At 76.7% G+C, this 12,459-nt stretch carries 12 protein-coding genes; 3 read left to right on the top strand and 9 right to left on the bottom strand.

Annotated features, from left to right (window positions below; all coding sequences use genetic code 11):
• Positions 1 to 18 precede the first annotated feature (18 nt).
• Together OO48_RS08105 and OO48_RS08100 are read right to left on the bottom strand one after the other, a co-directional pair.
• Positions 19 to 921 carry an NAD(P)H-binding protein gene (locus tag OO48_RS08105; RefSeq protein WP_051731882.1) on the bottom strand — a complete coding sequence of 301 codons (903 nt, stop codon included), beginning with the start codon at positions 919 to 921 and terminating at the stop codon, positions 19 to 21.
• Between the two features lie 105 nt (positions 922 to 1,026).
• Positions 1,027 to 2,106, bottom strand: coding sequence for an alpha/beta hydrolase (locus OO48_RS08100; protein WP_081951988.1), 1,080 nt, complete (start codon positions 2,104 to 2,106; stop codon positions 1,027 to 1,029).
• Here OO48_RS08100 and OO48_RS08095 point away from each other — a divergent pair.
• From OO48_RS08095 to OO48_RS08085, 3 genes are all read left to right on the top strand, one after another.
• Positions 2,105 to 3,139, top strand: a complete 1,035-nt coding sequence (locus OO48_RS08095; protein ID WP_051731881.1) for an Lrp/AsnC family transcriptional regulator — start codon at positions 2,105 to 2,107, stop codon at positions 3,137 to 3,139. The two genes, OO48_RS08100 and OO48_RS08095, sit on opposite strands and share 2 nt — an antisense overlap.
• A gap of 166 nt (positions 3,140 to 3,305) precedes the next feature.
• Positions 3,306 to 3,596: a DUF427 domain-containing protein gene (locus OO48_RS08090; RefSeq protein WP_033213698.1), complete on the top strand. Its 291-nt coding sequence runs from the start codon at positions 3,306 to 3,308 to the stop codon at positions 3,594 to 3,596.
• Between the two features lie 150 nt (positions 3,597 to 3,746).
• Positions 3,747 to 5,111 carry an FAD-binding oxidoreductase gene (locus OO48_RS08085; RefSeq protein WP_033213697.1) on the top strand — a complete coding sequence of 455 codons (1,365 nt, stop codon included), beginning with the start codon at positions 3,747 to 3,749 and terminating at the stop codon, positions 5,109 to 5,111.
• 16 nt (positions 5,112 to 5,127) lie between these two features.
• Here OO48_RS08085 and OO48_RS08080 read toward each other — a convergent pair whose 3' ends face one another.
• From OO48_RS08080 to OO48_RS08050, 7 genes are all read right to left on the bottom strand, one after another.
• The gene (locus OO48_RS08080) at positions 5,128 to 6,132 is read right to left on the bottom strand and encodes a helix-turn-helix transcriptional regulator (RefSeq protein ID WP_051731880.1); all 1,005 of its coding nucleotides are present in this window, start codon (positions 6,130 to 6,132) and stop codon (positions 5,128 to 5,130) included.
• A gap of 134 nt (positions 6,133 to 6,266) precedes the next feature.
• Positions 6,267 to 7,613, bottom strand: coding sequence for an MFS transporter (locus tag OO48_RS08075; protein WP_051731879.1), 1,347 nt, complete (start codon positions 7,611 to 7,613; stop codon positions 6,267 to 6,269).
• Positions 7,610 to 8,398 (bottom strand): thioesterase II family protein, encoded by a 789-nt coding sequence (locus OO48_RS08070; protein ID WP_157845398.1) that lies wholly within the window; start codon positions 8,396 to 8,398, stop codon positions 7,610 to 7,612. Before OO48_RS08070 ends, OO48_RS08075 begins: the two co-directional genes overlap by 4 nt.
• Positions 8,395 to 9,147, bottom strand: coding sequence for a thioesterase II family protein (locus OO48_RS08065; RefSeq protein WP_033213696.1), 753 nt, complete (start codon positions 9,145 to 9,147; stop codon positions 8,395 to 8,397). Before OO48_RS08065 ends, OO48_RS08070 begins: the two co-directional genes overlap by 4 nt.
• Positions 9,144 to 10,046: an alpha/beta hydrolase fold domain-containing protein gene (locus OO48_RS08060; RefSeq protein ID WP_033213695.1), complete on the bottom strand. Its 903-nt coding sequence runs from the start codon at positions 10,044 to 10,046 to the stop codon at positions 9,144 to 9,146. Before OO48_RS08060 ends, OO48_RS08065 begins: the two co-directional genes overlap by 4 nt.
• Positions 10,043 to 10,612 carry a phosphinothricin N-acetyltransferase gene (gene pat, locus OO48_RS08055; RefSeq protein ID WP_033213694.1) on the bottom strand — a complete coding sequence of 190 codons (570 nt, stop codon included), beginning with the start codon at positions 10,610 to 10,612 and terminating at the stop codon, positions 10,043 to 10,045. The genes OO48_RS08060 and pat overlap by 4 nt, the downstream gene beginning before the upstream one ends.
• 28 nt (positions 10,613 to 10,640) lie before the next feature.
• On the bottom strand, positions 10,641 to 12,458 hold the full coding sequence (locus OO48_RS08050) for an AMP-binding protein (protein ID WP_051731877.1): 1,818 nt from the start codon (positions 12,456 to 12,458) through the stop codon (positions 10,641 to 10,643).
• Position 12,459 lies beyond the last annotated feature (1 nt).

The raw sequence follows: 12,459 nt of genomic DNA, 5'->3' as shown, positions 1-12,459 counted from the left end.
GCGCGCGGTGGGCCCGCCTCAGCGCTCGGGGCGTTCGGGGTGCTCGGGGCGTTCGGGGTGCCCGGGGCGCTCGGGGCCGCCGAAGTCGGCGGCGTGCTCGGCGGCCCAGGCGGCGAAGGTCAGGGCCGGGCGGCCGAGCAGGCGGGCGACGGTGTCCGTGGTGGGGCCCGGGTCCCGAAGGCAGGCGGCGGAGTAGCCGATCAGCCGGTCCGGCACGTCTTCGGGCAGGCCCTGGGCGAGCATCGCGCGGCGCAGGGCCTCGGGCGGCACCTCCTCGAAGGGGACCTCCCGGCCGAGGGCGGCGCCGATCAGACGGGCCCGCTCCCGCTGGGTGAGCGACTGCGGTCCGGTGAGGGCGTGGGCCCGACCTTCGTGGCCGGGGTCGAGGAGGGTGCGGACCGCCGCCTCGGCGACGTCCCGTTCGTGGACGGGGGAGGTGGCCGCCTCGGGGTGCACGCCGCGGACGGCCCCGGCGGCCCGGATCTGCGGGGCCCAGGCGAGCGCGTTCGCGGCGAAGTCGGCGCACCGCAGGAACGTCCAGGCCGGTCCGGCGTCCCGGGCGGCCCGCTCCACCCGCTCGAACTCCTCGGCGAACCGCCGGTACCCGCCGCCGTACTCGACGGTGACGGCCGACAGCACCACGACCCGCCGCACCCCGTGCCGGGCGGCGAGCGCCAGGAGTTCGGCACTCGCGCGGCCGGTCGCGCGCGGGCTCAGCAGCAGTGCCTCGACACCGCCGGCGCGTTCGAGCGCCGGTGCCAGCGTGGTCGGCCGCGACGGGTCGCCGACGGCCCGCCGCACGCCCGGGGGGAGGTCCGCGGCGGGGTCGCGGGTGACGGCCAGCGTCTCCACGCCCCGGGCCGCGAGCAGGCGCGTCACCTCGCGCCCGATCGTTCCGGTCGCTCCGGTCACCATGATCATGTCCTGTCCTTCCGTTCCACGGTCGATTGCGGTCCGTTCCGTTCCGGTCGGCGCGGGCCCGGGCGGTGGTCCGCTGCCTGGGCCCGCGCCGTGCGCAGGGTGTCCTCAGGCCGCCTTGGTTGGGGTCAACTCCCTTTCCAGGAAGGCGATCTGGGCCCGCACGGCCGGTTCGTGCGCCGCCAGGAACGGGGCGTAGTGGCTGCCGGGCAGGCGGAGGACCTCGGCGTGCGGCACGGCCCGGGCCGCGCGGAGGGCCGGCCCGGGCAGGGCGCTGCTGTCCTGGTCGCAGACGACGACCAGCAGGGGGCAGCGGATCCGGTCGGCCGCCCGGCCGGGCCGGTAGCCGCCGATCTGCAGGGCGATCCGGGCGGCGACGGTGCGCTCCCAGTCGGTGTGGCGGCCGTCGGGGTCCAGGGCCCGGTCGCCGTCCGCCGCGTCGGCCGTGGTCAGCGAGGCGACCGTGCCGCGCGGCCCGGCGGTCGGGACGAGCAGCGGCGGCCGCCCGGCGAGCCCGCCGAGCAGGTCCGCGACGGCCAGGCCGAGCAGGCGCAGGGCGGCGAGCGGGGTCATCGAGCGCAGGGCGTGCGGGGCGACCGCCCGGGCGTCGGCCAGCGGGGTCTGGGCGATCGCCGCGCCCAGCCCCGGATGGTCGGCCGCGACGCGCAGGACGTGGCCGCCCGCGAGCGAGAAGCCCCAGACCGCGATCCGGTCCGGGTCGACCTCGGGCAGCCGGGCCGCATGGGCGACGGCGGCGTCCCAGTCCGCGAGCTGCTCGTCGACGCGGACGACCTGGCGGGGCGTCCCCCCGCTGGCGCCGAAGCGCCGGTGGTCGAAGGCGAGCACCGAGGAGCCGGCCGCGTGGAACCTGGCGGCGAACAGGTCGGTGGCCGGTTCCTTGGTCACCGAGGTGCCGCCGGCCATGACCACGCAGCCGCCGTTGGTCCCCGGGTAGTGCCAGGCGGCGCACGTGGTGTCGCCGCTGGTGAAGCGCGCTGCTGTCCGTTGTCCGAGAGCGGGCACGGTTGCCTCCTGGGCGGATCGGAGCCGGACGGGCCGGGGCGGGTGCCTCGGTCCGGCCCGTCGGGCGCCCGGGCGGGGCGGTGCGGCGGGACGGGTTCCATCGTTCGGCCCCGGCGCCGGGAACGGGCCCCGCCGGACTCCGGAATGGGCGAAACTCTTCCCCATGGCACGTGGATCGACGGATTCGGTACTGGGCGCCACCGACCAGCGGCTGGTGGCGGCGCTGCAGTGCGACGGCCGGGTGACCGCGGAGCGGGCGGCCGGGGTGCTCGGGCTGGGCGCCGCGGCCGTCCGCCGCCGGCTGCACGCGCTCACCGCGGACGGCACCCTGCGGGTGGTGGTCTCCCCGGTGGCGCGTCCGCGCCGGGGCGGCTCCGCCGGGGCGCTGTTCCTGCGGATCCGGGTGCTGCGCGGCCGGCTGGACCAGATCGTGGCCGCGCTCGCCGCCCGCGAGGACATCCCGTTCATCGACGTCACCACCGCGGGCGACGAGGTCTTCGCGGTCGCCCGCACCGAGCCGGGGTCGCGGGACCGGCTGGTGTTCCGTCAACTGCCCGCCACCAGCGCGGTGGAGTCCTGGGAGAGCGCGACGATCCTGCACGTGTTCCGGCTCACCTCGGAGTGGCGCCACCAGGTGCTCGACCCGGCCGAACGGGCGGCGCTCACCCCGCTCGACCCGGCACCGGCGGCCGCGCCCTCCCCGGGCCCGTACGGGATCGAGGCCGACGCGCTGGAGCAGTGCCTGCTGGACGCCCTCGCCCCCGACGCCCGGATGCCCGCGGCGGCCCTCGCCGCCCGGTGCGGCCACCCCGAGAGCACGGTGCGCCGACGGCTGGCCCGGATGGCGGCCGAGGGGCGGCTGGTCACCCAGGTCGTGGTCGACCCCCGCCGGCTCGGGCTGCCGATCGAGGCCAAGTTCCTGCTCCGGGTGGCCCCGGACCACCTGGACGCCACCGGCCGGGCACTGGCCGCCCACCCGGCGGTGCACGGCGCCTTCGCCACCTCCGGGCCGTCGAACCTGCACGCCGCCGCGTACTTCCCGGACCTGGAGGCGCTCTACGGCTTCCTCTCCCGGGACTTGACGGGTCTGGGCATCACCCACGTCGAGACGGCCGTCGTCGGCCACGCCGCGAAGCGGACCCCGGGACCGGTCCCCCTACCTGGACGGCGCCCTCCCGAGGTAGCGGCCGAGCGGTGACGGCCCCGGGGCCGAGGCACCCGGCCGGTCCGCGTCGTCGGTACGGTCGGTGGCGGCGGCAGGCGCGGGGCCCGGTCGGTGGTCCGCGGGCGGAACACCCCGGCCGTGCCGGGAGTTGACGGAGGGACGGAGCGGTACCGGCGGAGCGGGGAAGGCGGTAGGACGAATGGTGCGCGCGGTGTGGAACGGTGCGGTGCTGGCCGAGTCCGAGCACACGGTGGTGGTGGAGGGCAACCACTACTTCCCGCCGGAGGCACTGAACCGGGAGTTCTTCGTTCCCAGCGACACCACGACGGTCTGCTCCTGGAAGGGCACCGCCCGTTACTGGACGGTCTCGGTGGGGGGCGCCGAGAACCCGGACGCCGCCTGGTACTACCCGGAGCCGAAGCCGGAAGCCGAGCACGTCCGCGACCGGGTCGCCTTCTGGCGCGGGGTGGACGTCATCGCGGCCGACTAGGCGGTTCCGTCCGGATCTCCTGCCCGTCGGCCCGGGTGGGTCGTTGCCCGGCGCATGCGAACGCCGTGCCCCCGCGGTCGCACGACGCGGCCGGGCGGCCGGGTATACGCTCGCCGCCACTGCGGGTCCCCTCCCGGAAGGAAGCACTCGATGGACGCCGAGCGGCTCGCCAGGCACTTGGCCGCGGTGGTCGGCCCGACGCACGTCCTGGCGGACGCCGGCCTGCGGGCCCCCTACGAAACCGACTTCACCGGCCGCTACACCGGCCGGGCCCGGCTGGTGGTCCGGCCCGCCGACACCGCCCAGGTCGTCGAGGTGCTCCGGATCTGCCGGGAGGCCGAGGCCCCGGTCCTCCCCCAGGGCGGCAACACCGGCCTGGTCGGCGGTTCGGTGCCCACCGCCGCGGGCGACCAGGTCGTGCTGTCGCTGCGGCGGCTCGACGGCGCCGGCCCGATCGACCCCGACGCCCGGAGGATCACCGTCGGCGCCGGCCTGACGCTCTCCGCCCTGCAGGGTCGACTCCGGCCCCGGGGTTGGGAGTTCGGCGTCGACCTGGCGTCCCGGGACTCGGCCACCCTGGGCGGCATGATCGCCACCAACGCGGGCGGCGAACGCGTCCTGCGGTACGGGACCACCCGGGCCAACGTGGCGGGCCTGGAGGCGGTGCTGGCCGACGGCACCGTCCTGGACCGGCTGGCCGGCCTGCCCAAGGACAACACCGGCTACGACCTCACCGGCCTGCTGGTCGGCAGCGAGGGCACCCTCGCCGTGCTCACCGCGGCCCGGCTGCGCCTGGTGCCGCGACCCGGGCACCGGGTGGCCGCACTGCTGGCCGTCGACTCGCTCGCGGCGGCCACCGCCCTGGTGACCCGGCTGCGCCGGATCGACTCGCTGGAACTGGCCGAGTTCTTCACCGCCGAGGGCCTGGCCCTGGTGCTGGAGCACACCGGGCTGCCCGCCCCCTTCCGCGCCGCGCACCCGGTGTACCTGCTGGTCGAGTGCGCGGCCCGGCACGACCCGGCGGACGAGCTCGCCGAGGCGCTGGAGGGCGCGGACGTGCGGGACGCCGCCGTCGCCCTGGACGCCGTGGACCGGCACCGCCTGGCCGCGTACCGGGAGCGGCACACCGAGGCGCTCAACGCGGCCGGGACGCCGCTGAAGCTCGACGTCACCCTCCCGCTCGCCGAACTGCCCGGCTTCGCCGCCGCCCTGCCGGGGCTGCTCGACGGCCGCGCCCGCCCGTACCTGTTCGGGCACCTGGCCGAGGGCAACGTGCACGTCAACCTGCTCGGTACGGCCCCGGAGGACGAGGACGCCGTCTCCCTGGCGGTCCTGCGCCGGGTCGCCGACGCGGGCGGCAGCATCAGCGCCGAGCACGGGATCGGCCGCGCCAAGGCCCGTTACCTGCACCTCGGCCGGTCCGCCGCCGAGATCGCCGCCATGCGCGCCGTGAAGACGGCGCTGGACCCCGCCTGGCTGCTCAGCCCGGGCACCCTGCTGGCCGACCGGGGCTGACGGGGGCGGCCCCGGTTCAGTCGTGGTGGGACTCCAGGGCTTCGACGGAGTCGCCCAGCAGGCCGAGCTCGATCGCCTTCACCCCGGCCTGGAAGCGGCTCTCGGCGCCGAGCTTCTCCATCATCTCGGAGGTGACCCGGCGCAGGGTCCGCGCGGACACCCCGAGCGAGCGGGCGACCGCCGCGTCCTTCAGCCCGCTGGCGTACATCCGCAGGATCACCAGCTCTCGCTTGGACAGGGTGACCTCGTCCGGCGCGGCGACCGTGCTGGTCGGACTCACGGCGGTGATCCAGCAGTAGTCGAAGAGCGCGTGCAGGCTCGCGCACAGGTCCCGGTCGGTGATCTCCAGCGCGGCGATCTCGTTGTCGCGCGAGGTGGTGGAGAGGAACGCCACGAACCGGTCGACCAGGATCATCCGGAACGGCAGGATCGCCGCCAACCGGACCTCCAGGCCCGCGTCCTGGAGGCTGCGCAGGTGGATCACCCCGTGCGCGACCCGCTCCATCGCCTCGATGTGGATGGCGCGCATCTGCACCCCGCGGGCGATCGCCCGGCGGTTGCGCTCCATGCTGTCCTCCAACTGCTGGGGACGCAGCGGCACGCCGGGGTGCATGGAGAGGATCTCCTGGTGCGCGGTCAGCGAGACCCGGTCGAGCGCCTCCGCGATGGTGCTCTCGCCGACCAGGGTCCTGACCCGCGCGTCACCGTCGCACCGGCGCGGGGCGGACACCAGCGACTCCAGGGTGAGGTGGAGCTCGCGCAGCTGGTCGACCCGCTCCAGGACGCCGTCGAGCTGCACGGCGGCCAGCCGGGCGGCGGCGACGTCCGCGGAGACCGCGGCGGGGAACCGCCCGGGTTCGCGCGGGGGCACCAGCAGGCCGGCGTCGACCAGCCAGTCGACGGCGCGGTCGAACTCGCCGTCCGTCAGCTTGAGACGGCTGAGGGCCGAGGGCCTCGACCGCACGTCCCCGGAAGCAATCGCGCGGAAGAGCGCGTACGCGGTGCCTTCCTCCGTCTTCATGCATACCCCCCTCGTGCCTGGCGGCGGAGGGCGCGACGACACTGGCGCACCACGGGCCGTCAGATTCGGCGGCATCTCCGGATCCACCGAGGGTAGGAGGGCGAACTACCTTGCGTCAACCGGAAGATGGGGCATCAGTTCAGTGTCCGGACCGGGTCCGCGGCGGGCTCCGGGGCACGGTCCAGATCTCGTGCCAACAGGGCGGTCACCGCGGTGACGCCGCCCAGCACCGCGATGTACCAGGGGAAGGCGTCCGTCCTCCCGGCGGCCTTGAACCACGTCCCGACGTACGGCGCGGTCCCGCCGAACAGCGCCACCGCGGCCGCGTACGGGAGGCCGGTGCCCCGGGCCCGGTAGTCGGCGGGGAAGAGCTCCGCGACGGCGGCCCCGGCGACCGCGGTGTACGGGGTGACCGCCAGCATGCCGAGGCTCTGGACCAGCACCAGGTTCCAGAAGCTCCCCGAGAGCATCCCGAGCAGCGGGACGGTGCCGAACACCGACAGCACGCCGAAGGCCACCAGCATGGGGCGCCGGCCGATCCGGTCCGAGAGCGCTCCGGCGAAGGGCTGCAGCACTCCGAACACGACCAGGGACAGCGTCCCGGACAGGACCGCGTCGGCCTTGTCGGCGTGCACGGTCAGCTGGGCGTAGACCGGGAGGAAGGAGGTCCACACGTAGTAGCCGACCGTGCCGCCGACGGTGAGCCCGAAGACCAGCAGGGACGCGACGGGGTAGCGGCGGACGCCGGCGAACATCCCGCCGGGGGCCGGGCGCCGGGCCTCCGGCACCGCCCGGTGGGTCTCCCGCGCGCCCCGGCGCAGCCAGAGCCCGACCGCGCTGAGCAGCGCCCCGGCGATCAGCGGGAGCCGCCAGCCCCACGTCCCCATCGAGTCGTCGGTGGCGTGGGCGGCGGCCACCACCAGCAGCCCGGCGACGATGTGCCCGGCCGTCGCGGCGACGTACTGGAAGCTGGTGAACAGGGCGCGGCGGTCCGGCCGGGCGGACTCCAGCAGGAAGACCGAGGCGGCGGCGTACTCGCCGCCCAGCGAGAAGCCCTGGAGCAGCCGGCCGACCACCACCAGCAGCGGGGCGAGCAGCCCGGCCGACCGGTAGTCCGGGGCCAGGCCCATCAGCAGACTGCCCAGTCCCATCAGGGAGATGGTCACGGTGAGGGTGGCCCGCCGGCCCGACCGGTCGGCGTACCGGCCCATCACCAGCGCCCCGATCGGGCGGGCCGCGAAGGCCAGCGCGAAGACCGCGAAGCTGTCCAGCAGCGGCACCAGCGAGTCGCCGCTGGAGGAGGGGAACACCCGGGCGGCGAAGTAGACCGCCAAGTAGCCGTACAGGTACCAGTCGTACGCCTCGACGAAGTGGCCGGCGCCGGCGGCCAGCAGCTGCCGCACCGGCCGGGCGGGCGGTCCGGGTTCGGCCGGGGGCGCCGCGTCCCGGGCCGCCGGTGCTTCGGGCGTGGGTCCGCTCATGGGGTCGCTCGATCCGGTGCGGGCGCGGCCGGGCCGCGGCGGGGGACGGGGAAGGTGGAGAGGACCGCGGCGAGCACCCGGTCGGGGCGGTCGAAGGGGTGGAAGTGGCTGCCGGGGAACTCCCGCAGCCGGAACCCGCCCGCCGCGACGGCCTCCCAGGACGCCATCGCCGCGGGCGGGCAGGCCGGGTCGTCCAGGCCCGCGCAGGCGAGCACCGGCACGTGGACCCGCGCCGGGGGCACGGGCCTGGGGTGCGACTCCAGCAGCCGGCAGTCGTCCCGCAGCACCGGCAGCAGGATCTCCCGCAGCTCGGGGTCCCGGTACGCCTCGGCGTAGGGCTGCACGCCCATCCGGGCGGTCCGGCCGACCAGGTCGTCGTCGGACAGCAGGTGCAGCCCGGCGGGCGGCCCGCCGCCGGGGCCGTCCCCGGCCGAGAGCACCAGCCCGTGCAACTGCCCGGCCCCGGCCGCCTCCAGCCGCAGCGCGACCTCGTACGCCAGCACCGCCCCCATGCTGTGGCCGAACAGCACGAGCGGGACGTCCGTGAGGGTGGCCGCCGCGCCGGCCGCGTGGTCGGCGAGCTCGGCGAGGTCGGTGGCGAAGGGCTCGGCCAACCGGTCCTCGCGGCCCGGGTAGCGCACCGCCCACAGCTCGGTGCGGTCCGGGCAGAGCCGCCCCCACGGCTGGAAGACCCCCGCGCCCGCGCCCGCGTGCGGGAAGCACAGCAGGCGCAGGGCGGGTCGGTCGTCCCGGCGCAGGCGGCGCAGCCACCGGCCGGGGTTCACCGCGGGCCCCCGGCCGCGGCCAGCGCCAGCCCGCGCACCCACGCGGCGGGCTCGTCGCCCTCCCGGAGGAAGAAGTGGCCGCCGGGGAAGGTCCGGGCGGTGAACTCCCCGTCGGGGCCGACGTGTTCGCTCCACTCCCGGACGGCGGCGAGCGGGACGTACAGGTCGTCCGCCCCGACCACCGCGTGGACCGGTATCCCCAACGGTTCCTCCTCGACGTAGCGGTAGCGTTCGAAGGCCGCGAAGTCGGCCCGCAGGACGGGCAGCAGCAGCTCGAAGAGCTCGTCGTCGGCGAGCGCCACCGGGGGGACCCCGCCGACCTCGTACAGCCGCCGCTTCAACTCGGCCGCCGGGGCGTCGTGGTAGGGGCGTTCGGTGCGGATGCGGTGCGGGGCCGGGTAGGACGCGACCACCAGCGCCGCCGGGGCCGGGGCGCCGGAGCGGCGGAGCGCGCGGGCGGTCTCGAAGGCGACCAGCGCGCCCATGCAGTCGCCGAACAGGACGTAGGGCAGCGGCTCCAGGGCGGTGACCGCCGCGGCGACCTGCCCGGCGATCTCCGGCAGGTCGCCGACCGGGGGCTCGGTGAACCGGTCCAGGCGGCCGGGGAGTTGGACGGCCGCCGTCTCGACCAGCGGCCCGAGGACCGCCCGCCAGCCGTCGAAGTCCCGGGCGCTGCCGCCCGCCCGGCCGGCGCACACCACCCGGGCCACCGCGTCCGGGGCGCCGGTCCGCTGGATCCACCGGCTCACGTCCGCTCCTCCGCTCCGGCGGCCCGGGCCAGGAACGCCCCGGCGGCCGCCACCGCCGCGCGGCCCTCCGGCAGCACCGGGTGGTACCAGTGCCAGACGTGGAACATCCCCGCCCACTCCTCGAACCGGACGTCCACCCCGGCGGCGAGCGCGGCCCGCTCCAGGGCGCGGGCGTCGTCCCAGAGCACCTCCTCGCTGCCGACCTGGATCAGCATCGGCGGCAGCCCGGTGAGGTCGGCGAAGGCCGGGGAGGCCAGCGGATCGCGCGGGTCGGTGCCGTCCAGGTACAGGCCGGCCATCCGCCGCAGGTCGGCGCTGTCCAGCAGCGGGTCGCGCCCCGCGCGTTCGCGGTGCGCGGGGAAGGTGCAGCCGAGGTCGGCCCACGGGGAGAAGCAGGCCACCGCCGCAGGCAGCGGCTCGCCCGCCGCCCGCAGCCGCAGCAGCGCCGCCACCGCCAGGCCGGCCCCGGCCGAGTCGCCCGCGAAGGTGATCCGCCCGCTCGGGAAGCCCCGGGCCAGCAGCCACCGGTAGGCGTTCGCGGCGTCCTCGACCGCCGCCGGGAACGGCGACTCCGGGGGCCGGCGGTAGTGCAGGGCGAGCACGCCCGCCCCGGCCGCGGCGCCGAGCGCCGCGGACAGGTGCCGGTGCGAGGCGATGGAGCCGAGCGCGTAGGAGCCGCCGTGCAGGTAGAGCAGCACCGGGCCGCCGGGGTCCGCCGGACGGACCCACTCGGCCGGGCAGCCCCCCGCGTCGACCGGCTCGCCGGGCGGTGCCCCGAGGTCGCCGAACGCCTGCTGCGCCAGGTCGTAGGAGAGCCGCCGCTCCTCGACCCCGCCCCGGCGGGTGTGCCCGTTGAGGGCTATCAGTTCGTGCACCAGTGCCAGTTCGGCCGAGGTCACGGGGCCTCCGTCGACAGGTCGGCGAGGGGGGTGATCGGGCCCGGCGCGTCCTCGTCCAGGACGAAGCGGCGCTGCCAGAAGCCGATGTCGTGCCAGCCGCCGAGCTTGTGGCCCGCCGCGTGGATGCGTCCGACGGACTCGAAGCCGAACGCCTCGTGCAGCGCGACGCTGCCCTCGTTGGGCAGCGACACGACGGCCATCGCGCTCCGGTAGCCCTGCGCCTCCAGGGTCTTGAGCAACCGCTCGTACAGCGCCGAGCCGAGGCCCCGGCCGCGGTGCCGGTCGCTCACGTAGACCGTGGTCTCGGTGGTCCAGTCGTAGGCGTTGCGGGCCTTCCAGGGGGCCGCGTAGGCGATCCCGGCGACCTCGCCGCCGACCAGCGCGACGTACCAGGGGTAGCGCTCGCGGTGCGCGGCCCAGTCCTGTTCCCACTCCTCGGGGAGCTGCGGGCTGGTGCGGAAGTTCACCGTGCTGGTGCGGATGTAGAAGTTGACGATCTCGCAGACCGCGGGGAGGTCCTCGGCCCGGGCGAGCCGGACTCCTTCGCGCTGCTCGGGGGTGCTCACCGTGCTGTTCCTCTTTCCGTTTCTGGGCTCACTGCCCGGTTCCCGCGCCGGGGCCCGTGCGGACCGCGGCGGCCAGGTCCCGTACCGTCGGCGTCTCGAAGATCGCCGCCAGGCGCAGCGGGACGCCGAACTCCTGGCGGATCCGCGAGACCACGCGCAGGGCCGAGATCGAGGTACCGCCGAGCGAGAAGAAGTCCTCGCCCTCGGCCACCCGCGCGAGGCCCAGGATCTCGCACCAGACCGCCGCGATCCGCCCTTCCACGTCATCCGCCCCGGCCGCGTCGCCCACCGGCGCGGCCGGACCGGGCGCGACCTGAGCGGCGGCGGGGGCGGCGGCGGGCGCGACCGGGGCGGGCAGCGCGCCGCGGTCGACCTTGCCGTTGCCCGTCCTGGGCATCTCCGCCAGCAGCACCACCGCGGTCGGCACCAGGGCGGCCGGCAGCAGGGCCGCCAGCTCCCCGCGCAGCGCCGCGGCGTCGAGCGCCCGGTCCTTGGGGACGGCGTACAGCGCGAGTTCGGTCTCGCCGCCGTCCGCCGCGTACGGGACGACCGCCGCCTCGGAGACGCCCGGCACGGCGGCCGCGGCGGCCTCCACCTCGGAGACCTCCACCCGGTAGCCGCGGACCTTCACCATGGCGTCGCCGCGCCCCAGGTGGACCAGTTGCCCGGTGGCGTCCATCCGCCCCCGGTCGCCGGTCCGGAACTCGCGGACGCCGGGCCGGCCCGGGACGGCCGTGGTCAGGTCGACCGGGCCGTCCTCGCCGAGCAGCACCGGCCGCACGTGCGGGCTGCGGACGGTGATCCCGCCGGGGACGCCCGCCGGGACGGTCCCGCCGTCCTCGTCCACCACCACCGTCTCGACCCCGGGCACCGGGCCGCCGACCGGCACCGGGTCGGGCACCGGCCGGTCGGGCGGGATCAGGGTCAGCCGGGTGAGGCCGGTCTCGGTGGAGTTCAGCCCGATCGCCGCGGTCGCCGCCGGGAAGACCCGGCGCAGCGTCAGGACGTCGTCCCGGTGCACCGGTTCGCCGCCGAGGTAGCCGAGCCTGACCCGTTCGGCCCGGCCCGCGGCGACCGTCGCGGCCTGGCGCAGGAAGGACGGGAAGGAGTAGTAGACGGTGACGCCGAGGCGGTCCAGCCGGGGCACCAGGTCGTGCACGCCGTCGTGCTGGAAGGAGTGCGGCACCAGCGCGGCGCCGTTGAGCAGCGCCGTGAACGGGTTGGACACCGCCGCCACGAAGCCGTCGGCGTTGATCAGGGTGACCCGGTCCTCGGGGCCGACGCCGAGCTCCCGGTGCCGTTCGACGTTCTGCCACATGTCGGAGCGGCGCTGCATGATCCCCTTGGGGCGGCCGGTGGAGCCCGAGGTGTAGAGCACGTACGCCCAGTCGTCGGGGTCCGCGGCGAGGGCGGTGAAGCCCTCCCGGCCGGGCCGCAGGGCGCCGGTGCCGACCCAGGCCACCCCGGCGGGGTCGGCGGGCGGGCCGTCCTGGTCGGTGACGGCGGTCCGCGCGCCGACGCGCCCCAGCAACTCCCGGTTGCGGGCGGCCGGGTGGGCCGGGTTCAGCGGCACGTAGTGGCCGCCGGCGCGGAGCACCCCGAGCGCGGACGCGAGCATCCAGGCCGGGTCCCGGACCAGCAGCGGCACGGCGCCCGGCCGGCCCCCGGCCCGTTCGGTGAGCGCGGCCGCGACCGCGTCGGCCCGGGCCGAGAGCTCCGCGAAGCCCACCGTGCCGTGGTCGAGCACCAGGGCGGGCCGCTCGCCGCGGTCCGCCGCCTGCCGGTCGAAGGCGGCCACCACCGGGCAGGTGCCGCCGGGCGCCGCGGTCGTTCCGTTCCGTTCCACC

Source organism: Kitasatospora phosalacinea (genome assembly GCF_000716545.1).
GTDB classification, from domain to species: domain Bacteria; phylum Actinomycetota; class Actinomycetes; order Streptomycetales; family Streptomycetaceae; genus Kitasatospora; species Kitasatospora phosalacinea.
Note: the sequence above shows the minus strand (reverse complement) of the source record. Positions and strands in the feature narration are given on the sequence as shown.